Raw genomic sequence first — 21,972 nt, 5'->3', positions numbered from 1 at the left:
CGGCTGCTGGTACACAGCTGTTACGTTCATCCTTAAAACGAGAGGGCAACTTCTCGCACAAAGGGGGCGGACATGTGCCAATTATAAATATAAAATTTAACGAAGCGCGACGGGCAGGTGCCTTAGCCGGCGCTTGTTTGTCGAGGCCTTCAATCAGGAGGAAATCTATTTATGTGCGGAATAGTAGGATATATTGGCAGTGAAGATACAAAGGAAATTTTATTGAAGGGGCTTGAAAAGCTCGAATACCGCGGTTATGATTCAGCTGGTATTGCTGTGCGCAACGAAGAGGGTGTGCACATCTTCAAAGAAAAGGGACGTATCGCTGATTTGCGTGCGGTTGTGAACGAAGAGGTACAATCACACGTAGGAATCGGCCACACACGCTGGGCTACGCACGGTATTCCAAGCCGTTACAATGCGCATCCACACCAAAACGAAGACAGCCGTTATACACTTGTGCACAACGGCGTTATCGAAAACGACGAACAATTAAAAAGCGAATATCTTTCAAATGTTGAGCTTCAAAGCGATACAGATACAGAAGTAATTGTACAAATGATGGGCTTGTTTGCGAAAGATGGCTTGTCAACAGAAGAAGCCTTCCGCAAGACGCTTGGTCTGTTAAAAGGCTCTTACGCGCTTGCTCTTCTAGACAAACAAGATGAAGATACAATTTACGTGGCGAAAAACAAAAGCCCGCTTTTAGTTGGTCTTGGTGCAGACTTTAACGTTGTTGCATCTGATGCAATGGCGATGCTTCAAGTAACAGACCAATTTGTAGAATTGATGGACAAAGAAATGGTGATCGTGACAAAGAACGCCGTGACGATTAAAAACGAACAAGGTGAAGTGGTAGAGCGTGCGCCATACACAGCGGAGATCGACGCTGGTGATATTGAAAAAGGCACGTATCCGCATTACATGTTAAAAGAAACGGATGAGCAGCCGTTCGTTATCCGTAAAATTACACAATCGTATCAAAATGAGCAGGGAGAGCTTCATGTAGACGAGGAAATCGTGAATGCAGTAAATGAAGCAGATCGCCTGTACATCGTTGCATGCGGCACAAGCTACCATGCGGGCCTTGTCGGCAAGCAGTACTTGGAGCAAATGGCGAATATTCCGGTAGAAGTGCACGTAGCGAGCGAATTCGTTTACAACATGCCGCTTCTTTCGAAAAAGCCTCTCTTTATCTTTATTTCCCAAAGTGGAGAAACAGCGGACAGCCGTGCTGTACTTGTAAAAGTAAAAGAACTTGGCTTCAAAGCGCTGACGATCACAAACGTACCAGGCTCTACGCTTTCACGTGAAGCGGATTATACGCTGCTCTTACATGCAGGCCCAGAAATTGCCGTAGCGTCTACAAAAGCATATACAGCGCAAATCGCGGTGCTTTCTATTCTGGCAGAAGCAGCAGCGAAAAAAGCGGGCATCGACATCGGCTTTGATCTTGTGCATGAGCTTGGAATTGTTGCCAATGCGATGGAAGTGCTTTGTGATGCAAAAGAAGAATTCGAGCAAATCGCCAAAGAATATCTGGCGACAACACGCAACTGCTTCTTTATCGGCCGCTCTGTTGACTATTATGTTGGCTTAGAAGGTGCCTTGAAGCTAAAAGAAATCTCTTATATTCAGGCAGAAGGATTTGCCGGCGGCGAGTTAAAGCACGGCACAATTGCCTTGATCGAAGAAGGTACGCCAGTCATCGCTCTTGCAACGCAGTCAGATGTAAACTTGAGCATCCGCAGCAACGTGAAAGAAGTGGCAGCGCGCGGCGCTAATACATGCATCATTTCCTTGAAAGGCCTTGAGCAGGAAGGCGACCGTTTCGTTCTTCCAGCCGTTCACGAAATGCTTGCACCGCTTGCAGCTGTTGTACCATTCCAGTTGATCGCGTACTACGCCGCTCTTCACCGCGGCTGTGACGTGGATAAGCCGCGTAACCTTGCAAAATCTGTAACAGTAGAATAAATTGGAAAACCGCCCGGAAAGGGGCGGTTTTTTTGTTATACTATAAACAAACTGGTTAACATTAAGACTAGGCTGCCAGAGAGAAGATTCAGCTTTACGGAACGAGTTATGAAAATATGTACATAAGCAGAACTCGATTTTAGAAACCATTGTGATTATTCTTTATTCAAAATGGTTTCTTTTTAATAACTGTTAATACACAGCTTCACGTGTTGTTTATAAATATCGGGATGAAATAGAATAAAAACGGCAGAGAGGATCTTTTTATGAAACAACTTTGGTGCAGTGGAACGATCTATACGATGGAACGAGAAAATGAGACGGTAGAAGCGGTGTTAGTGGAAAACGGATGGATTGTCGCCACAGGCCCGGCGGATGAGTTAAGGAAAGAAGCAGGGGAAGAGATTGATTTACAGGGAGCGGTTATGTACCCGGGCTTTGTAGACAGCCATCTGCATATGATCTTTCAAGGAGAAACGTTTGTCCGGCTTGATTTGTCGGCAGCTTCTTCAGCAGAAGAAATGCTGGAAATGGTTAAAGAAGCCGCCCGAACGACGCCTGCGGACAAGTGGCTGTTTGGGGAAGGCTGGGATGAGAATACGTTTTCTCATCCGCGCATCCCGACGATGAAAGAGCTCGATGCGATCCGGACAGAACCCATCCTGTTAACGAGAGTATGCCATCACGTAGCGCTCGGTAACAGAGCCGCTCTTTTGGCTGGAAGCATTGATGAGAAAAGTCAATCTCCGGCCGGTGGTGACATTGGGCGGAGTGCGGATGGAAGGTTAACGGGGCTTCTTTATGACAAAGCCATCGATCCGGTTACTGCGGCGATTCCAAGAAAAGGAGAGGCATACGTTGATTATTTAACAGATGTGCTAAACCGGACGGTGGATCAAATGCTGTCGTATGGACTAACGGGCGGCCATACAGAGGATATGCATTATTTCGGGGACTTTACCAATCCGCTGATGGCCTTTCAGCGTGTGATTGGGGAGAAGCATCATTTCAGAGTAAACCTGCTTCGCCATCACGCCGTCTTCGAAAAAATGATGAAAGCGAATGCCGTATTTGATGAACCGTTTATTGAGCCGGGTGCAATGAAAATTTTTGCGGACGGTGCACTGGGTGGATCAACCGCTGCCCTGTCTGCGCCGTATACGGACCAGCCTGATAACCAGGGGCTGCTTATTCATACGGATGAACAGCTCGAAGCATTAATTCAGATCGCGCGTCAATATAACGAAGCGATTGCGGTGCACATCATTGGAGATGCGGCGGCGGAACAGGTTCTTCATTTTATTGAAAAATATCCGCCGCCAGCAGGCAAACGGGACCGTCTTATTCACGGCTGCGTATTACGCGAAGACTTAATGGGGCGAATGGCGGCGTTGCCCGTTGTGGTGGATGTGCAGCCTGCTTTTGTTCCATCCGATTTTCCGTGGGTGATGGACCGCCTTGGCGAAGAGCGGCTCCGTTACGCATATCCGTGGAAAACGTTGTTAGACCGTGGAATTATGTGTGCAGCGGGAACGGATGCGCCGGTGGAGAATATTCATCCGCTGGCTTCCATTTATGCGGCGGTTGAACGCAAAAAGCCCGGGGAGGCGCATGAAGGGTATCTGCCTGAACAAAAGCTGTCCCGTTTCCAGGCCATTCAAATGTACACCCTCGGCAGTGCCCAGGCGATTTGTAAAGAGCATGAGCGTGGACTTATTAAACCGAATTATGTGGCGGATTTTTCAATTTTTGACCGGGATTTGTTTGCCGGAACATCGGAAGAGATGCTGACTGCCAAAGCAGTGCAAACAGTTGTAGCAGGACGGATTGTCTACGATAGAAGGAACAAATCAAAAACAATTGAATAAACGTAATCTGAAAAGAATGGAAAGGGGCAGAGCGAATGATCCTTCAACACGAACGAGCCAAAGAGGCAGCCCACCATCCTGCAGCCATACCTCAATTCTCCCGAAAAGCAAAAGCAATTATATAAGAATTTGCTCGGACTTGGCTGGAACTTTGGCTTGATCAGCAGCACTGCGATCATCATCGATGCCACGCATCCGTCCAGCCGGGTAAAAACGCAGGTGCCGTGTTGTCCTTATTGCTTATTCCAATGGTGATAGGGTCTCGCCGAAGTTAAATCAACGTCTTTAAAATATAAAATGCAGGCAGGTCCGCTGGAATGGGCCTGCTTTTTCGGTGTATGCTGTCGATCTTTTTTGTTCGTTTGTTCCTCGCATCAGGCGGGTAAGAAAAAAGAAACCTGATTTATGGGATCATAAAAAAATAGGAGGATGGCATGGATACGAGAAAATATCTAGTGAAAGCCAATCAAGAACTGGATCTGCGAAATTATGCGACATCGGAAAAAGGCGGTATCGAGGAACGAGAGCTGCTGGACAATGAGATTCCTGAACGTGTGAACCGGCTAAAGGAGCTGCACTGGAAGCTTTACGCGGAGGAGAAAAAAGGCATTTTGGTTGTACTGCAGGCAATGGACGCAGCCGGAAAAGACGAAGCCATCAGTTATATTTTCTCGAATTTAAATGCGCAAGGGTTGAAAACAACGACACTAGGGAAGCCTTCTGCTACGGAAATGAGCCATGATTATCTTTGGAGAATTCACGAAGCGCTTCCGGCGAGAGGACAGATCGGCATCTTAAACCGATCTCATTACGAGGAAGTCATCGCGACACGGGTTCATGATTTATTGGGAGAGGAAACCATTCCGGATCATTTAGAGAAAGAAGAAGATATTTGGCCGGTGCGGTTCCGGCAAATTAACGATTTTGAACGCTATATGGTGGAAAACGGCTTTTATGTAGTAAAGTTTTTCTTTCACGTATCGAAAGAAGAACAGCGAAATCGGCTGCTAGAAAGAATGAAAGACCCGAAGAAAAATTGGGAATTCTCCTTCAATGACGTAAGGGAGCGTGAGCATTGGGATAACTATCAGGAGATTTTTACCGATATGCTGCGCCATACATCAACCGAGCATGCTCCGTGGTACGTGCTTCCTGCAGATGATGAATGGTATTCACGCTACATTATTACGGAAGTGATGATTGAGCTGCTGGAGGGAATTGATCCGCAATTCCCAGTTATTTCAGATGAGGACCGACAAAAGTTGGATGAATATATTGAGAAGCTGGAAAACGAGTGAAAGAAGCCACACACCTGTGTGGCTTCTTTCTTACTTCATCCCTGTGTAAACCAAAATCGCATCCCGTAAAAATTGGGCGCCGCCCTTTACACGGGCATCATAATAAGCCGTAAACCGTTCATCTGCAATATATATTTCAGCCAGTCCCGTGTGTGCTTCTTTGGAATAGCTCGACCAGGAATAAGTGAGCCATTCCTTATGCCTGGCAGCCAGCTCCTGCGCTTCATGTGAGGCAGGGTCACCTGTAGCGGACGCTTTCTCAAGAAGGATGAAAATGTTCTCCCCAAGCTGGTTCATCGCATTAAAATCCTCTTTTGACATATTCATCAGCTTGGCGTTGCTGGCGTCAACTTTTTCATCCCCGTATCGGGCGCGAATTTCACTGCCATATTTTTGTTCGTTTTCCTCGACCATTTTTTCTTTCAGCCCTTCAAACTTTTCTTCATCCTGCATGATGATCTCTCCTTCTTTGCTGGCGATCGTTTTTTTCACTGTCGCCATTATTTTTTCAAGGCGATCGTGTTTTGCGGCCAGTTTTTCGTAATGGCTTTTCAGCGCAGCCAGCTCATTAAAGTCCGGCTTTTGTAAAATAGCCGCAATATCATCCAGGCTGACGCCAAGCTCCCGGTAAAAAAGAATGTGCTGCAGCAGGTCTATTTCTTTTTGGCCGTAAAGGCGGTAACCGGATGAATTAATGCGCGCTGGCTTTAAAAGCCCAATTTGGTCATAGTAGCGGAGTGTGCGCGTTGTCACGCCGGACATTTGTGCCATTTTGTTGATGGTATATTCCATAAGCAGCCCTCCTGATAGCTTTTATGCTACACGCTGACGCTGCGTAAAGGTCAAGCGTTTATATTTTTTTAATAAAAATGATCTGAAAAAATCACTTTTTCCTTTTTGCCTGAACGCTTATTCCTTTGCATTATTAAGCGCTGTCATTGGAAAGGGAAATAATGGCGAGTATATGTTCGGACTGCTTTTTTATTCTAGGGTTCTTCCTTGACATACAACCTGAGCATGTTAGTATGAAAACCGTTATGAAAATACGAACAGAAAATACGAACACGAAGGAGAGACAGATGGGCAAACAAATAACAGTCGCGTTTTTAGGTGCAGGTTCAATGGCGGAGGCCATGATCGCGGGGATTGTTCAAAATGGGCAATGGGCTCCGGAGCATGTGATCGTCACGAACCACAGCAATCATGAAAAACGGGCAGCCCTTCAAGCAAAATACGGAATCCGGGCGATGCAAAGCGGTGATTTGCCGTTTGATCAAATCGATTTCTTTATTTTAGCTATGAAGCCGAAAAATGCGGATACAGCGTTGCAGTCATTAAAAGGCTCCGTCGGTCCGCATCAGGTAATTGTTTCGGTGATGGCCGGCCTCACAACTGCCTTTATCGAGGCATTTTTTCCAGAAGGCCAGCAAGTGATCCGGGCCATGCCAAACACTTCAGCTATTGCCGGTGAATCTACAACAGCGATTTGCGCAGGGCGCTGGGTGAAGGAAAAAAACATAAACATTGCAACCGCCCTTTTGAGCAGCATTGGAAAAGTGTACCCCATTGAAGAAGAAAAGATGGATCTATTTACGGGCATTGCGGGAAGTGGTCCGGCATACTTTTATTTTTTGCTCGAACAAATGGAAAGAGCGGGCCGGGAAAGCGGCATGGACATTCAAATGGTTCGGGAGATCGGTGCGCAGACGCTGCTTGGCGCGGCCAAAATGATTATGCGGCAGGAAAACACACCAGCCGAGCTGCGAGAGAACATTACATCGCCGAATGGCACAACATATGCAGGACTGGCAGCGCTCGAATCGTTTGGCGGAGGGGAAGCTATATACGAGGCGGTCAAAGGCGCCGCAAAAAGATCAAAAGAAATTAGTGAACAGTTTTCCCATACAGTAACACACTTATAAGTTGAAAAGGAGTAATTGGATGGCCAATACGACCAAAAAACGGGTGGTTGTGAAAATGGGAAGCAATTCTTAACGAGACAGCATAGAGAAGAAAAATAAAGCCTTTCTTCTAAGGCAGGAGAAAAGCTGTCTTCAAGGAAAACCACTTTTTAGGGTAGATTGCTTTCGGAGAAAGACTGTAAGCCACGAGCTTACGATTTTCCTGGATTCATTGTATACTGGGAAGAAACAGTGAAGTTGGAGGAAATACAAATGACAGAACTGCCAAATTGCCCGGAATGCGGCTCGGCGTATACATATGAAGACGGAAATGTGTTTGTCTGTCCGGAATGCGCCCATGAATGGACACCTGGCGCAGCGGCCGAGAGCAGCGAGGATCGTAAAGCAGTGAAAGATGCGAATGGAAACATCCTGCAAGATGGAGATTCTGTTTCAGTAATTAAAGATTTAAAAGTAAAAGGCACTTCATCAGTCATTAAAATTGGCACAAAAGTAAAAAGCATTCGATTGGTGGATGGAGATCATGACATCGACTGCAAAATTGATGGGTTTGGCGCGATGAAGCTGAAGTCGGAATTTGTGAAAAAGATTTAAGAAGAAGAATTCATTTTGAAGCGCTTTTCAAAATGAATTCTTTTCTTTTTTAATGATTGAGGACATATGTCCTTTTCAGCGTCTGCCTCTTTGTTTTTTAATAAGAAAAAACAAAGAATGAGGAGAAGCAGGATGAAAGGGATTTTTTTCGCTTTTTTAGGCGGAGCATTTATTACATTGCAGGGTGTAGCCAATACACGAATTAGTGACACCATCGGCACATGGCAGGCCGCTTCATTAACGCAGCTGACCGGTTTTCTGGCAGCAATGCTCGTTTTTCTGATTGTCCGGGATGGAACCTGGGGGCAGTTTAAGCAGGTAAAGCCGCTTTATTTGGCAGGCGGCGCTCTGGCTGCCATCATTATTTTCGGCAATGTGACGGCCATTCAGCATGTAGGCGTAACGCTAACGATTGCGGTACTGCTTATCGCGCAGCTTCTGTTTACCTTTATCATTGATTTGAATGGATGGTTTGGCGTTGTAAAACAGAAAGTCAGGCTGCCACAGGTGATCGGCATTATGATGATGGTCGCTGGCGTGGTGATTTTAAAGCTTTAACCGAATGGGGGAAAAAAGGTGAAAGAGCAGACCGACAGCAAGCAGCTGAAAGATTATTTGTGTATGCATCACATTGAGTCTGTTTTTCCGGATGAGCTGCAGCCGTATTTAACTTTATACCATTTTGAGCCAGGAGAATGGGTGTGTTCTCAAGGTGAAGCACTTGAGAATGTCTATGTGCTGGTCAAAGGGAAGCTGAAGGTTTATACCACTTCTGCTGAAGGAAAAACGCTCATTCTTTCGTTTCAAAAGCCGCTTGCCGTTATTGGCGATATCGAGTATGTACAGGAAATAGACATCATTAACACGGTGGAAGCTGTTTCGCCGGCAGTGATGATTGGTGTGCATCATCATTTGTTGAAGCGATGGGCGGCCGATCACCCGCCGCTTTTACAATTTTTGCTTCATATCATTACAGAAAAGTTTTACGTGAAGTCCACATCGTTAAACTTTCATTTTATGTATCCAGTAGATGTACGGCTGGCAAGCTATTTATTATCGGTTTCCTTCGATGAGTCTCATGCACTTTTTGAAGGAAAACTGAGCACAGCCAGTTTAAGAGATGCGGCTAACTTAATTGGCACAAGTTATCGCCATATGAACCGGGTGATTCAATCATTTTGCGCTCAAGGGCTTGTGGAGAGAAAAAAAGGATGTATTATAGTCAAGGACCGGCAGGGGCTTCAGGCACTGGCAGGACAAAGCATTTACGAGCCGCCAGGCAGATAGGAAGGGAGAAGAAAGGATGGCAATGGGTTTATTGTTTGCACTTGTGGCCGGTACACTGGTCAGCGTGCAAAATGTCTTTAACAGTAAGGTAAATGAATGGGCAGGCCGATGGGCAACGACTACGCTTGTTCTCGGGATGGGCTTTGCGGCATCTTTTTTGATGGGTCTGCTGTTTGAAGGCGGAAAGCTTCTAGAGCCTAAGCCAATGGAGCCATGGTTTTGGTTCAGCGGCTTAATCGGTGTAGGCGTGGTAACGTGTCTTGTACAGGGGATTAAGCTCTTGGGACCGACATATGCAGTAGCGGTTGTGCTTACTGCGCAGCTGGGCTTTGCGCTTTTATGGGACTCATTTGGCTGGCTTGGCCTTGACCGGGTGCCATTTACGCTTCAGCAGTTTATCGGGGTATTGGTCATTGTTGGAGGAATTGTGGTATTTAAGCTGGGCGGAGAACGACGTGCAGAAAAGAAAACGGAGCGATTTGAATGAAACACTACCGAACATTGTTATTTGATATTGATGACACGCTTTTGGATTTTCGCGCAGCAGAGCAGGCGGCACTGGCTCTGCTTTTTGCTGAGCAAAACATGCAGCTCACGGATGAAATAAAAGAAAGATATAAACAAATCAACCAACAGCTGTGGAGTGAGTTTGAAGAAGGCCGCATCACGCGTGAAGAAGTTGTAAACAGCCGTTTTTCCCTTCTGTTTCAAGAATACGGGTACTCAGTGGATGGAACTGTGCTGGAAGCAAAATACCGCGGCTATCTGGAGGAAGGCCATCAGCTTATAGAGGACGCACTGGAAATAGTGACGGGTTTGCAGCCGAACTATGACTTGTACATTGTGACAAATGGAGTGTCAAAAACACAATATAAACGCCTGCTGGATTCAAAGCTTCATCCGTTTTTTAAAGGTATTTTTGTTTCTGAAGATACAGGTTTTCAAAAGCCGATGAAGGAATTTTTTGATTATGTGTTTGCACGCATTCCTCATTTCAATGCGGAAGAAGCACTGATCATTGGAGATTCATTAAATGCGGATATCAAAGGGGGACAGCAGGCAGGGATTGATACGTGCTGGTTTAACCCGGGCATGAAGCCGAACAAAGCAGGGATTGAGCCGACTTATCAGATTCAAGCGCTCGCAGAGTTGTCGCAGATCCTTGTGAGGGAAAAGGAACCGGTATAAGGGAGCCAATACATTCGCAGGATAAAGAGAAGAATGAAAAGCACCGTGTTTTCCCGGGAAATGATTAGGTCTTTTATGAGGAGGAATACACGGGCAGCAAGTGATTTATTTCTCTAAGTTGTTCTCATATACGAAAGAAGGCTGAATATCGTATAATAGTAAAATAACTTGATTGTTCAATTTTTAACATGTTTCCTCCGCCTATAGAGAAAAATTTAAGATCAGGGGTAAAGAGAAAAAATGAGAGAAATGGAACTTTATAAGAGAGAAGACGGGCTTCCAGCAGTCGTTCAACACCTTCTTGAACGATCCGGCAGCAGTGTTTCTGTTGAAATTCATGATTCAGAAGGCCGCCATACGATCGCCGGCGGCAAATACAGCCTGGCTCAGCATAAAATTACGCTTTATTGGGATGGTATTCAAGAACAGTGCCGGACACTCTACGGCTCATTGAAGCCGTTTGAACAGCATTTAGCCGCTGTGTTTGCCCATGAACTTGGCCATGCGGAAGACCGGGAGCTGGAAGAGCTGGCCGACCAGCTTGACTGCACGGATGATCCGCTGGAGAAAAAACGGATCGCTCTGCGGATTGAAACAAACGCATGGAGTTACGCAAGCCGCCTTTTACAGGAAGACAACAGTGAATTTTTACATTTCTTGATGCATATGTCGCTAGAACCGTATCACGATGGTGCGGCTTAAAGTATTTATACACGAAAAGCCCGCGGGCAACATCTTCGAAGAAGATATTGTCCACGGGCTTTTTTACCTTTATTAAGGGAGCCTCAGGCATCCGTTTTAACGGCGGCTTTTTTGTCCGCCTTTGCGGCCTGCTTCTTCACGGCTCATTTTGCCATCGTTGTCATCATTACGGCCTCTGGCTTCTCCGCCTTTTTGTCCGATTTCCTGGTAGAATTCTTTGTCATGGCTGTCAGCGGTAGCTTCTCCGCCTTTTTTACCGATTTCCTGGTAGAATTCTTTGTCATGGCTGTCAGCAGTAGCTTCTCCGCCTTTTTGTCCGATTTCCTGGTAGAATTCTTTGTCATGGCTGTCAGCAGTAGCTTCTCCGCCTTTTTGTCCGATTTCCTGGTAGAATTCTTTGTCATGGCTGTCAGCGGTAGCTTCTCCGCCTTTTTGTCCAATCTCCTGGTAGAATTCTTTATCATGATTTTTTGCTGTTGCTTCTCCGCCTTTACGTCCTGCTTCTTCTCGACTCATTTTATCGTTTTTATTATTAGCCATCGAAAATTCCTCCTCAGTAAATTTGGATTTTGCTTACGGTTGTATGTTACCCGGCTCTCAATCAATCAAACTGAATTTGCAAAAAAAGATCGAAAGAACTAAAAAGACGCTTTCAAGCGCAGAAAAAAGCCTCTTCATATATTCTTTTATTCTCAGCTCTTTATGAAAACCTTGCAGTACATTCATGTTATGCCAGCTGCTGTTCAGCGAATTCATGGTACAACTTATGAGATTCGAGCAGCTCCGCATGCGTTCCCATTCCGGTAACCTGCCCTTTTTCAATGAAAATAATCTGATCGGCGTCGACAATCGTAGAAAGCCTGTGAGCGATCACAAAGGTCGTTCGGCCTTTCATTAATTGCACCAGCGCTTCTTGGACAATCCCTTCTGATTGACTGTCGAGGCTGGCTGTTGCTTCATCCATCATTAAAATTTTCGGGTCCCGCAAAAAAGCGCGGGCAATCGCAATACGCTGTCTCTGGCCGCCGGACAGCTTCACACCGCGTTCACCTACTTCTGTATTCAAACCGTTCGGAAAGCTTCTAATAAACTGGTCGGCATAAGCCATTCTCGCTACTTCCCACAATTGTTCATCTGAAATTGTTTTGCCATCTGCCAGCCCATAAACCAAGTTTTCCCGAATTGTGCCAGCCATCATGGCACTTTCCTGGGGTACATAGCCGATTTGACTGCGCCACGAAGCCATCGATAAGTCCGCAATAGGTGTTGAGCCAATTCGAATTTCACCGGAAGACGGCTCATAAAATCGCTCAAGCAGACCGAACATCGTCGTTTTGCCGCCGCCGCTCGGTCCGGCGAAGGCAATCATATCACCTGGCTGTGCAGTAAAAGATATCCCTTTTAAAACGGGCTCTTCTTTGCTGTAAGCGAACGATACATTGTCTACGTGGATAGGTTCGTTCTTAATATCCATGGCTATTCCATCCTGTCCAGGCTCTGGCGGCAAATCCAGAATCGCGATAATCCGTTCAGTGGCTCCTTTTGCTTTTTGAAGCTGGGTGAAAAACATCGCGAATGAGGTAATAGGCATAATAATTTGAAACAAATAAAGCAAAAAGGCGACAAGGGAACCGGTCGACATAGTTCCGTTTGACACACGCATGCCGCCGTAGCCAATAATCATCACAACGACGATCATGACGACAAGGTACATAATCGGCGCGATCAGGGCGAAAATCCGTGCTTCCTTTAATCCAAACTGAAAAAGTCTTTCAATTCCCGCTAATCCTTTTCTTTCTTCGCTTTGTTCAGCTGTTGAAGCTTTCATTAAGCGAATTTCACCGAGCGTCTGCTGCACGTGTCCGGTAAAAGCGGCTGTTTCATCCTGCAGCTCGCGCGAGATTTGCGCCATCTTTCGCCCAAGCGGAAACATAATGGCGATCGTCAGCGGCACAGAGACGAGCATCAGCATCGTCATTTTCCAATCCATCAAAAGCAAAATGATCACAGCACCGAGAATCGAAATGATGCCGGAAATAAATTGAGGAAATCGGTTAGAAATCAAGTCCTGGACGACACTTGTATCATTTACGACCCGGCTGACGGTTTCTCCGCTTGACTGCCGATCAAAATAGGAAACAGGCAGACGGATCAGCTTCATCCACATCCGGTCACGCAGGCTTGAGACGATCTTATAGCCGACCACACTGAGCCAGTAAATCGAGAGGCCATTAATGACGGCCTGGGCGATGAAGGCAAGGGCGATGGCAGACATGAGGGGTACACTCAAGGAAGAAAGCGAAAAGCCATCGACCAGATTTTTGGTCAGTAAAGGAACGACCAGCCCGGCAGCTGTCGTCAGCACGCTTGCTGCCAGTCCGGCAACAAGCAGCCGCCGTGGAAACTCGGACGACAAAAGAAGGGCAACAAAAGGCTTTAAGCTGTTCGGTCGGTTTTCCACCAGCATAAACTCCTATCTATACTCGTTTTTCCTTCAGTATACTCTCTTAAGGAAAAAACAGCATGGCCAAAGCTTTACAGGGAATAGAAACCTTTTTGCGAAAAAAAAGCTATATTTCCGATAAAAGGGGGAAAACAAAGAGGAGCATAAAACATAAAGGAGAGATGTGGATGTCCGGACAAAACGAAATGCCGCATGAAGAAGGGCTGGATCAAAGCTTAAGCCTGCTTAGAGAAGGATACATGTACATACCAAGCCGGCGCAGGTCTTTTCAATCCGATTTGTTTGAAACACGTTTAATGGGGAAGCCGGCGATTTGTATGGGCGGTAAGGAAGCGGCCGCTTTGTTTTATGATCCGGAAAAGTTTCAGCGGGAAGGAGCGGCGCCGAAGAGAGTCGTTAAAACGCTGTTTGGAGAAGGCGGCGTTCAAACACTTGACGGGGAAGCACATCGGCAGCGCAAAGCGGCTTTTATGTCTTTAATGGCTCCAAAACACATTGCCCGGCTGAATGGCATCGCCGAAGAACAGTGGAAAGAGGCAGCAAGGAAGTGGACACAGCAAAACGAGATCGTTTTATACCAAGAAGCCAAAGAACTGCTGTGCCGGATTGCCTGCCAATGGGCCGGTGTGCCGCTTAAGGAAGAAGAAGTACAGCAGCGGACAGAGGAATTGAGTGCTTTGTTTGAATCCGCTGTCTCAGCCGGACCGGAATACTGGAAAGCACGCCGATCCAGACGAAAAGCTGAAAAGTGGGTGGGCGGCCTGATTGAAGAGGTACGGGCTGGAAAGCTTCATCCGCCGGAAGAATCAACGCTGTATGTGTTTTCTCATCATCGGGAGCTGGGTGGTGAAGTATTGGATACAAAAACAGCCGCTGTAGAAGTGGTGAACATTTTAAGGCCGATTACAGCGGTGTCCATTTACCTTGCTTTTACGGCCCTTGCGCTGCATCAGTTTCCAGAGCAAAAACCAAAATTAACGTCTGCCAATGATTCCTATACAAAATATTTTGTGCAGGAAGTCCGCCGCTTTTATCCGTTTTTTCCTTTCACGGGCGCTAAAGTGAAAAAAGATTTTGAATGGCGGGGCATGCACTTTAAGGAAGGAACGTTAGCGCTTCTCGATTTATACGGCACCAACCATGACCCGCATTTGTGGGAAAATCCGGATTTGTTTCAGCCGGAACGGTTTGAAGAGTGGGACAAAAGCCCGTTCGATTTTATTCCGCAGGGCGGCGGCGACTATCATAATGGGCATCGCTGCGCAGGAGAGTGGATTACGATCGAGCTGATGAAAGTAAGCGTTGATTTTCTCGTTAACCGCTTGTCTTACGAAGTACCTGAGCAGGATATCAGCTTCAGTATGACCAGCATGCCAAGCATGCCGAAAAGCGGCTTTATTATGCGTAACATCCAATTAAAGGAGTGAAGACAATGAAAACACAAATCAATGATAATGTTCTTGAACTCATGGTCGGAGACATTACTGAGCAGACAACAGAAGCGATCGTCAATGCCGCTAATGGGTCACTGCTTGGAGGCGGCGGGGTAGACGGAGCCATTCACCAGGCAGCAGGGCATGCGCTAATGGATGAGTGCAAAAAAATCCGTACTGAACAGCTGAACGGGGAAGAGCTGGCAACAGGTGAAGCCGTCCTGACAAAAGGGTATGAGCTGCCGGCTCAATATGTGATTCACACAGTAGGCCCTGTGTGGGGCGGCGGGTCAGAAGGAGAAGAAGAAAAGCTTGCTTCCTGTTACCAGAATACCTTAATGCTGGCAGCAGATAACGGGATTAAAAGCATCACGTTCCCATCCATCTCGACCGGTGTATACGGTTTTCCGATCGAGCAGGCAGCGGTTGTCGCTCTCCGCACGGTCATCGATTTTCTGGAGAAGCAGGCATTTGGCTATGTAGCTTTTACATTGTTTTCAGATCACGACTACCGGATTTATGAAGCGGCTATGAACCGCGTTATGCAGGAAGAAGGCCGCTGAGCTTGCTCAGCGGTTTTTTTGTGTGTGCTATCCCTTGTTTCACAAAGCGGTCTTTGTTTGGCATAATAGGGGTTTAGAAAAATAGATATCAATATGTAAAGTAAAGAGGTAGAAGAATGACTCTGCAGCAGTTAAAGTATGTGATTGAAATTGTGCACTGCGGTTCGATTAATGAAGCGGCACGCCGGCTTTTTTTGTCACAGCCGAGCTTGTCGAAAGCCGTGAAAGAGCTGGAGGCTGAACTTGGTATTACTATTTTTATCCGGACACCAAAAGGCATTACATTGTCTACAGATGGAGCGGAATTTTTAGGCTATGCACGTCAGGTAGTCGAGCAGGCAGAACTGCTTGAACGGCGCTATTTAGGATCTCCGCCGGCACGCCAGCTTTTCTCTGTTTCCACACAGCATTATGCATTTGCCGTCAATGCATTTGTAGACATGATTAAAAAGCATGGGGCAGATGAGTACCAGTTTACACTGCGTGAAACGAGAACCTATGAAATTATCGAGGACGTGAAAAACCTGCGCAGCGAGATTGGGATTCTTTATATCAGCTCTTTTAATGAAAAAGTGATGGGACAGCTGCTGAAGGAAGAAGGGCTTTTGTTTCATCCGCTGTTCCAAGCGAAACCGCACATTTTTGTCAGCGCTCAAAATCCACTGGCCGGCCAAGCATCCGTTACGCTTGAAGACCTGGAAGAATACCCGCGCTTGTCGTTCGAGCAGGGGGAATTCAATTCCTTTTATTATGCAGAAGAGCTGTTCAGCACGCTTCCGCGCTCTAAAAGCATTCAGGTGAGCGACCGGGCTACGCTGTTTAATTTATTGATTGGATTGAATGGCTACACGATTTCTACCGGTATTTTAAGCGAGGATTTAAACGGCTCGAATATTGTGCCAGTACCGCTTGAGGCAGATGAAACGATTACGGTCGGCTGGATCGCACATGAAAAAACACGGCTTGGCCGGATGGCGCACGTGTATCTCCAGGAGCTTCAAAATATCATCGAGGCACATTTGGCTCCGTGATATAACTTTTATCTATAGCGGAAAATCTATTTTAACCGTTACGCTATACCTTCGTTCTGTGATGATACATACAACTTAACGAACGAAGGGAATCAATACAAACGACAGCACAAATAAAAACACTTTTTAAATCGTTGGGGGATGAAAAAACAAGGGAGAGCTTTCCTTGTTTTTTCTTTGACTTTTCTAAGGGGCTGGCGAAAAAATGTTCGAAACATGAGCCGGTTTCCTGTAGGATAGAAGAAACAAGTACATTTTACAGGTGATGACATGGCTTTTTTATTAATGGTCTTTTTTTCGCTTATTCCGCTTACAACGTTTGTCATTTTGTTTCGCCTTAAGTATCAGCGTGTCACCTATCCGCTTGCTGTTTTTTATTTAGCGGTTTCAATGTGGCAGATGAGCATTGCTGTTCTCTACGGTGAGGAATGGCTGGATCAGAAAACGATTGAAAGCTTGTTCCGCTTTTTTAGAATGGGAACGGTTGTTTTCGCTCCGCTTTTATTTTATATGGTGTATCAGCTGCTTTTTTTTGAAGAACTGCAGTTTGATGTCCGGAAAAAGAAAATACTTCAAAAGCTGATCAATCGCTTTTCCTATATCGGGATGCTCATTTGGACTATTGTCGTTTATATGATCAGCTGGACACCGCTTGGGATTGCCGGTTTTGATCGCCATTCTATCCCGCCGTTTAATGAAGAGTTTTACTATCCGATGGCGGGTCCGCTCGGCTGGACGTTCTCGATTCATATTTTATTGATCATTGTGATGGATTTGCTCGCTATTTATTTAACATTTAAAATCGTCGACAAGCATCGCCGCACGTTCTTAAGAGTCTTTTTCGTTTCTCTTTTATTAGCGTACTCATTCGGGGTAATCAATTTATCATCGGACAGCCCTTTGTTTCAAGCGATTTTGGCTCTTATTATTTTAGTAATGGGCATTTTCACAGCATACGTGAAATTGATTTACAACAAGATGGAGGAAGTAAACGGACAGCTGTTGATTCAGCAGCTTTTTCTCCGAAGAGTCATTGATGCAAATCCGAATTTTATTTATGCAAAAGACCAGTACGGGCGCTTTACGATGGCGAACGCCGCCATTGCTGCTTTATATGGCGTTTCTTCTGAACAAATGCTTGGAAAACGGGAAAGCGATTTTTATGCAGATCCAAAGCAGGCAGAAGAGATGGCAAAGGAGGATATGTACCTGCTGGAGAAAGATGAAGCAAAGATACAGGAAAAACAGTACTTGCAAACGCCAGATGACCGGATGTACACAGTACAAATAACGAAAAAACCGCTCTTTTTTTCAGCAGGGCATAAGGAACTGCTTTGTGTAGCGACAGATATTACCGAAATGGAGCAAAAGGAAGAATATATACGAAAAACAGAAAAGTTGAATATTGTCGGCCAGCTGGCCGCCGGTGTCGCCCATGAGATTCGCAATCCGCTCACTTCTTTAAAGGGATTTATTCAGCTGATTGATCAGGAATATTCCATTGATCCGAAATATACGAAGATTATGCTTGATGAGCTTGAGCGTATTGAGTTCGTTTCGAGCGAGATGCTCGTTCTCGCTAAGCCTGAAGTCATCGTGAAACAAAGCATCACCTTGAGCCATTTAATGAGAGACGTCGTTGACCTTTTAAATATGCAGGCTATCACCCAAAGCATCAATATTCAAATGGAGCCGTTTAAAGAAGAGGTCGAGCTTGAAGGAAATACAAATCAGCTTAAGCAGGTATTTATTAATGTGTTGAAAAATGCGGTGGAAGCCTCGCCGAAAAATAGTATCATTGCCATTGACCACGAGCAAATCCATAACAGGCTGGCCGTTTCTATAACAGACCGGGGAATGGGCATGCCAAAAGAGCGGCTGGAAAAGCTCGGGGAACCTTTTTATACGAGTAAGGAAAAAGGCACGGGACTTGGATTGATGGTCAGCATGAGAATTATAAAGGAGCACGGCGGCGATATGACATTCCAAAGCCGTGAAGGAGAAGGAACAAAGGTAACCGTTTGGCTGCCGATTAAAGCGGGTGAGAAGAAAGAGAAAAGCGCAGGTGCCTGACATTCGCCCGGAAAAAAGAATGAAACCGACCAAAAAGCATGCTTCCGTAGAAAAGGAAGCATGCTTTTTTAATACATGGTTTTTTCTTTTTTATATGTTTTCACAGCCGGAGGCTCGTACGCATGAAACGAGCGGATCAGCTGTGCTGCCGAATCATGGACTAAGAGCATGGAACGGTACTGCTCCTGTAAAAATTGTTCAGTGGTCATGTGGTCAAAGAAGGAAACAAGCGGATCAAAATAATGCGCAGGATTCAATAGGCCGATCGGTTTTTGATGAAGGCCGATTTGTGCCCACGTAAACACCTCAAAAAATTCTTCCATCGTGCCGGCGCCGCCTGGCAGTACAATAAAGGCATCAGCAAGCTCGGCCATTTTCGCTTTTCTTTCATGCATCGACTCCACAACATGCAGTTCGGTAAGCCGGGTATGGGCAATTTCCCGCTCCTTCAGCAATGTTGGAATCACGCCGATTACTTCGCCGCCTTCCTGCAAAACCGTGTCGGCTACTGTCCCCATGAGCCCCGCGCTCGATCCGCCATAAACAAGGCTGATACCCCGCTTGGCCAGTTCTTTTCCGAGTGAAACAGCGCTGTCTGTATAGCTTATTGATGCGCCGCTTGCCGAACCGCAAAAAACTGCTATTCTCTTCATCCACTTAGCCCCGTTTCTTTTCTTTTTCTTCAAGTATACTTTGTTTGTTGGAAAAACAGAACAGCAGAGCCCCGATCTTTACAGTAGATTTACATCGGGCATGTACAATCCTCTTTATGTGACGTATAGTCAATAGAAGGACGTATTATGAAAGGGGATTGGGAGATGAACGTAGTTATTACAAAACAAGTACATGCACCACAGGACCTTGTGTTCAGCATGTGGACAGCCGGAAATCATTTGCTGCACTGGTGGGGATCGCCGGGTGTGAAGCTTGATGTTGTATCGATTGACGTGAAGCCGGGCGGGCTGTTTCACTACAAGCAGACACTGCCGGATGGACAAGTGGTGTACGGAAAATTTACATATCATAAAGTGGAATCACCGAACAAGCTTGCTTTTACCAGTTCATTTGCGGACGAACAAGGGGAGACGATCCGTGCGCCATTTAATGAAAGCTGGCCGCTTGAAGTTTTAAATACGCTCAGTTTTTCAGAAGAAAACGGCGAGACGACGATTGAGATAGAAGGACTGCCGTTTAACGCGACAGAAGAAGAAAGAGCGGTGTTTCAATCCGCCGAAGAAGCCATTAAAAAAGGATTTTCCGGAACATTTGCACAGCTTGAAGCCTATATAGAAAACATCCGATCATAAGAAAACTTTTATAAGGGACGATTCGTTTTTTAAATAAAAAAGACGATCGGTCCCTTTTTTATAGGGCATTTCCACATTTTTCTGTCAGCCCGCAGGTAAAAATGTCTTTTTTCACAGTCTAATGCTTCTCTCTGCTGGGTATAACACTAGTACGATCAAGGTTTGTCTGGAGGAGGGAATATAATGAAATGGCAGGGAAGAAGAGGCAGCTCAAATGTAGAAGACCGGCGGGGCATGGGCGGAAAAGCGGTGCTTGGCGGCGGACTTGGCGGAGTTGGCTTAATTATAGTACTTATTTTTACGCTGCTTGGCGGTGACCCGTCTCAATTACTTGGCGGTATGTCGGGAACCAATACGGTTCCTTACGAAGAAACCCAACAAGATCAGGAGCTTGCCGAGTTTGTGTCTGTTGTGCTGGCTGATACAGAAGATGTATGGACCAAAGTATTTCAGGAAGAAGGCATGGTATACGAAAAACCGGTTTTAGTCTTGTATTCCGGCAGTGTAGATTCCGCCTGCGGAACCGCCACTTCAGCGGTCGGTCCTTTTTATTGTCCGGGTGACCAGAAGCTCTACATCGATTTAAGCTTTTATCAAGAACTGCAAAGCAAGTTTCAAGCACCTGGAGACTTTGCAATGGCGTATGTGATCGCCCACGAAGTCGGGCACCATGTTCAAACACTGCTGGGCACCTCTCAAAAGGTACATGCTTTGCGGGAGCAGCTGAGCGAAGAAGAGTACAACAAATATTCGGTTAAGCTGGAATTGCAGGCCGACTACTATGCGGGCGTCTGGGCTCATCATGCACAGGGAATGGATTTGCTTGAAGAAGGTGACGTAGAAGAAGCATTGACTGCGGCAAGCGCCGTCGGAGATGATACGATTCAAAAGCGCTCGCAAGGATATGCTGTACCGGACAGCTTCACGCACGGTACATCAGAGCAGCGGAAAAAATGGTTTTACCGCGGTTTTGAATCCGGTAATTTAAAAAACGGAGACACCTTTAACGCAAAGGATTTATAAAGGGCTTAAGCGGGTTTATGAGTAACAGGGCCGGATAATTCTGCTGCATAGCCGGAAAAAGTTTTTACCGGCTATGCAGCAGAATCATCCGGCTCATTATAAAAAATCCGGACGAGGCATGATAAAAGAAGAGGTTTCAACGGCCGTTGAAACCTCTTCTTTTTTCTTTTGCGTAAAAAGTCGTATAATGGATTGTACATGAAAAAAGCTGGAGGGAATCATGATGGAAAAATTGCAATCACTGGATCAATTTGAGCAGTTGAAAAAAGAAGAGCGCGTTGTTTTTATGTTTTCAGCGGACTGGTGCCCGGACTGCCGGGTCATTGAGCCGATCTTGCCGGGTATTGAAGCGGATTATCCGGAATATCAGTTTATTTATGTAGACCGGGATGAGTTTATTGACTTGTGCGGTGAGCTGAGTGTATTTGGTATTCCGAGCTTCGTCGCTTACCATAGCGGAGAAGAAGCGGGCCGATTTGTCAGCAAAGACCGGAAAACACAGGAAGAAATCGAAGCGTTCCTTAACAGCTTATCCGCTTGATTGTCTTATGCCGCTGCTCGATTTGAGCAGTGGTTTTTTCATGGGCGCAGCCAGGCGGTAAAAACGAAGCGGCCTCCCTGCTGTTGAAGGAAGAAGCGGACATAGTATAATGAAGTATACTGCTTCATGCATAGGATGATTATTTTGCAGAAATAGGTGAACGTGAAGATGGAAAACGATCAAAAGGCACCGCTGTTTAACGGGTGGCTCGCCTTGACCAGGATGCAGGCGGCTGTTGCACAGAATCTGGAGGGGGCACTGCAGCAGGAGCACGGCCTTTCGCTAAATGAATGCTACGTGCTGCTGTTTTTATCAGAAGCCCCTGAGAAAAAACTAAAATTGTATCAGCTGCAGGAAATGGTCGGCTTAAGTCAAAGTGCACTGTCCCGCCTGGTAAACCGGCTTGAAGAAAAAAACTGCCAGGTTCTCAGGCGTCATAGCTGCGAGGATGACCGCCGTGCCATTTATGCTTCGCTTACAAAAGAAGGAGAAGAAAAGCTGGAAAAGGTATTAAATACTTTTTGCAAAACGCTTGAGTCCGCTTTTTCAAGCTCGGCTGTTCAAGAAAGTCTTCAGTCTGCATTTCGTCAGCTGAAAAGATAAGTGTGTTTAGGAAGCTTTCCATTTGGGGAAAGCTTTTTTGTATGCAATGCACATTGTTTGACAGAAAAGTTTCGGTAAGAGATAATTTACATGCACGCGCA

22 protein-coding genes and 1 pseudogene are annotated in these 21,972 nt (G+C 45.9%); 19 read left to right on the top strand and 4 right to left on the bottom strand.

The genetic code is table 11. The features are described from left to right. Positions 1-171: 171 nt before the first annotated feature. From glmS to RRU94_RS25155, 4 genes and pseudogenes are all read left to right on the top strand, one after another. Positions 172-1,974 carry a glutamine--fructose-6-phosphate transaminase (isomerizing) gene (glmS, locus tag RRU94_RS25170; RefSeq protein WP_315693572.1) on the top strand — a complete coding sequence of 601 codons (1,803 nt, stop codon included), beginning with the start codon at positions 172-174 and terminating at the stop codon, positions 1,972-1,974. 266 nt (positions 1,975-2,240) lie between these two features. Beyond that, entirely contained in the window at positions 2,241-3,842 is a 1,602-nt protein-coding gene (locus RRU94_RS25165; protein ID WP_315693571.1) for an amidohydrolase, read from the top strand. Positions 3,843-3,971: 129 nt separating this feature from the next. Continuing rightward, positions 3,972-4,061 (top strand): annotated as a pseudogene (locus RRU94_RS25160) (MFS transporter); the annotation flags it as partial. A gap of 215 nt (positions 4,062-4,276) precedes the next feature. Then, positions 4,277-5,140 (top strand): PPK2 family polyphosphate kinase, encoded by an 864-nt coding sequence (locus tag RRU94_RS25155; protein WP_315693570.1) that lies wholly within the window; start codon positions 4,277-4,279, stop codon positions 5,138-5,140. Between the two features lie 30 nt (positions 5,141-5,170). Here RRU94_RS25155 and RRU94_RS25150 read toward each other — a convergent pair whose 3' ends face one another. Beyond that, the gene (locus tag RRU94_RS25150) at positions 5,171-5,932 is read right to left on the bottom strand and encodes a MerR family transcriptional regulator (RefSeq protein WP_315693569.1); all 762 of its coding nucleotides are present in this window, start codon (positions 5,930-5,932) and stop codon (positions 5,171-5,173) included. Between the two features lie 287 nt (positions 5,933-6,219). Here RRU94_RS25150 and proC point away from each other — a divergent pair, with 287 nt between their 5' ends. From proC to RRU94_RS25115, 7 genes are all read left to right on the top strand, one after another. Beyond that, the gene (proC, locus tag RRU94_RS25145) at positions 6,220-7,062 is read left to right on the top strand and encodes a pyrroline-5-carboxylate reductase (RefSeq protein WP_315693568.1); all 843 of its coding nucleotides are present in this window, start codon (positions 6,220-6,222) and stop codon (positions 7,060-7,062) included. A 252-nt stretch (positions 7,063-7,314) separates the two neighbouring features. Then, on the top strand, positions 7,315-7,656 hold the full coding sequence (locus RRU94_RS25140) for a zinc ribbon domain-containing protein YjdM (RefSeq protein ID WP_315693566.1): 342 nt from the start codon (positions 7,315-7,317) through the stop codon (positions 7,654-7,656). Positions 7,657-7,788: 132 nt separating this feature from the next. Further along, positions 7,789-8,214, top strand: a complete 426-nt coding sequence (locus RRU94_RS25135; protein WP_315693565.1) for a DMT family transporter — start codon at positions 7,789-7,791, stop codon at positions 8,212-8,214. A gap of 18 nt (positions 8,215-8,232) precedes the next feature. After that, positions 8,233-8,943: a Crp/Fnr family transcriptional regulator gene (locus RRU94_RS25130; RefSeq protein ID WP_315693563.1), complete on the top strand. Its 711-nt coding sequence runs from the start codon at positions 8,233-8,235 to the stop codon at positions 8,941-8,943. A 16-nt stretch (positions 8,944-8,959) separates the two neighbouring features. Next, positions 8,960-9,430 carry a DMT family transporter gene (locus RRU94_RS25125; protein ID WP_315693562.1) on the top strand — a complete coding sequence of 157 codons (471 nt, stop codon included), beginning with the start codon at positions 8,960-8,962 and terminating at the stop codon, positions 9,428-9,430. Next, the gene (locus RRU94_RS25120; RefSeq protein WP_315693561.1) at positions 9,427-10,131 is read left to right on the top strand and encodes a YjjG family noncanonical pyrimidine nucleotidase; all 705 of its coding nucleotides are present in this window, start codon (positions 9,427-9,429) and stop codon (positions 10,129-10,131) included. Before RRU94_RS25125 ends, RRU94_RS25120 begins: the two co-directional genes overlap by 4 nt. Positions 10,132-10,371: 240 nt before the next feature. Next, on the top strand, positions 10,372-10,833 hold the full coding sequence (locus tag RRU94_RS25115) for an aldo-keto reductase family protein (protein ID WP_315693560.1): 462 nt from the start codon (positions 10,372-10,374) through the stop codon (positions 10,831-10,833). Positions 10,834-10,929: 96 nt separating this feature from the next. Here RRU94_RS25115 and gsiB read toward each other — a convergent pair whose 3' ends face one another. Further along, on the bottom strand, positions 10,930-11,373 hold the full coding sequence (gene gsiB, locus RRU94_RS25110) for a glucose starvation-inducible protein GsiB (protein ID WP_315693559.1): 444 nt from the start codon (positions 11,371-11,373) through the stop codon (positions 10,930-10,932). Between the two features lie 187 nt (positions 11,374-11,560). Beyond that, positions 11,561-13,300: an ABC transporter ATP-binding protein gene (locus RRU94_RS25105; RefSeq protein WP_315693557.1), complete on the bottom strand. Its 1,740-nt coding sequence runs from the start codon at positions 13,298-13,300 to the stop codon at positions 11,561-11,563. 164 nt (positions 13,301-13,464) lie between these two features. On the opposite strand from RRU94_RS25105, the gene RRU94_RS25100 reads away from it, so the two are divergent. From RRU94_RS25100 to RRU94_RS25085, 4 genes are all read left to right on the top strand, one after another. After that, positions 13,465-14,724: a CYP152 family fatty-acid peroxygenase CypC gene (locus tag RRU94_RS25100; RefSeq protein ID WP_315693556.1), complete on the top strand. Its 1,260-nt coding sequence runs from the start codon at positions 13,465-13,467 to the stop codon at positions 14,722-14,724. Between the two features lie 5 nt (positions 14,725-14,729). Continuing rightward, the gene (locus tag RRU94_RS25095; protein ID WP_315693555.1) at positions 14,730-15,293 is read left to right on the top strand and encodes an O-acetyl-ADP-ribose deacetylase; all 564 of its coding nucleotides are present in this window, start codon (positions 14,730-14,732) and stop codon (positions 15,291-15,293) included. Between the two features lie 116 nt (positions 15,294-15,409). After that, the gene (locus RRU94_RS25090; protein ID WP_309090807.1) at positions 15,410-16,324 is read left to right on the top strand and encodes a LysR family transcriptional regulator; all 915 of its coding nucleotides are present in this window, start codon (positions 15,410-15,412) and stop codon (positions 16,322-16,324) included. A 270-nt stretch (positions 16,325-16,594) separates the two neighbouring features. After that, complete coding sequence (locus tag RRU94_RS25085; RefSeq protein ID WP_315693551.1) at positions 16,595-18,397, top strand: ATP-binding protein; 1,803 nt, start codon at positions 16,595-16,597, stop codon at positions 18,395-18,397. A gap of 68 nt (positions 18,398-18,465) precedes the next feature. On the opposite strand, the gene RRU94_RS25080 is transcribed toward RRU94_RS25085, so the two are convergent. After that, positions 18,466-19,050 carry an LOG family protein gene (locus RRU94_RS25080; protein ID WP_315693550.1) on the bottom strand — a complete coding sequence of 195 codons (585 nt, stop codon included), beginning with the start codon at positions 19,048-19,050 and terminating at the stop codon, positions 18,466-18,468. Between the two features lie 165 nt (positions 19,051-19,215). Between RRU94_RS25080 and RRU94_RS25075 the strand changes: the two genes are divergently transcribed. From RRU94_RS25075 to RRU94_RS25060, 4 genes are all read left to right on the top strand, one after another. Next, positions 19,216-19,704 (top strand): SRPBCC family protein, encoded by a 489-nt coding sequence (locus RRU94_RS25075; RefSeq protein ID WP_315693549.1) that lies wholly within the window; start codon positions 19,216-19,218, stop codon positions 19,702-19,704. Positions 19,705-19,887: 183 nt separating this feature from the next. Next, positions 19,888-20,727 carry a KPN_02809 family neutral zinc metallopeptidase gene (locus tag RRU94_RS25070; RefSeq protein WP_315693548.1) on the top strand — a complete coding sequence of 280 codons (840 nt, stop codon included), beginning with the start codon at positions 19,888-19,890 and terminating at the stop codon, positions 20,725-20,727. Between the two features lie 223 nt (positions 20,728-20,950). Next, entirely contained in the window at positions 20,951-21,268 is a 318-nt protein-coding gene (locus RRU94_RS25065; protein ID WP_315696142.1) for a thioredoxin family protein, read from the top strand. A gap of 168 nt (positions 21,269-21,436) precedes the next feature. Next, positions 21,437-21,871: a MarR family winged helix-turn-helix transcriptional regulator gene (locus tag RRU94_RS25060; RefSeq protein WP_315693547.1), complete on the top strand. Its 435-nt coding sequence runs from the start codon at positions 21,437-21,439 to the stop codon at positions 21,869-21,871. The last annotated feature ends 101 nt before the right edge of the window (positions 21,872-21,972 follow it).

Origin of the sequence: Domibacillus sp. DTU_2020_1001157_1_SI_ALB_TIR_016, from assembly GCF_032341995.1 — a bacterium.
Classification (GTDB): Bacteria; Bacillota; Bacilli; order Bacillales; family Domibacillaceae; genus Domibacillus; species Domibacillus indicus_A.
Note: the sequence above shows the minus strand (reverse complement) of the source record. Positions and strands in the feature narration are given on the sequence as shown.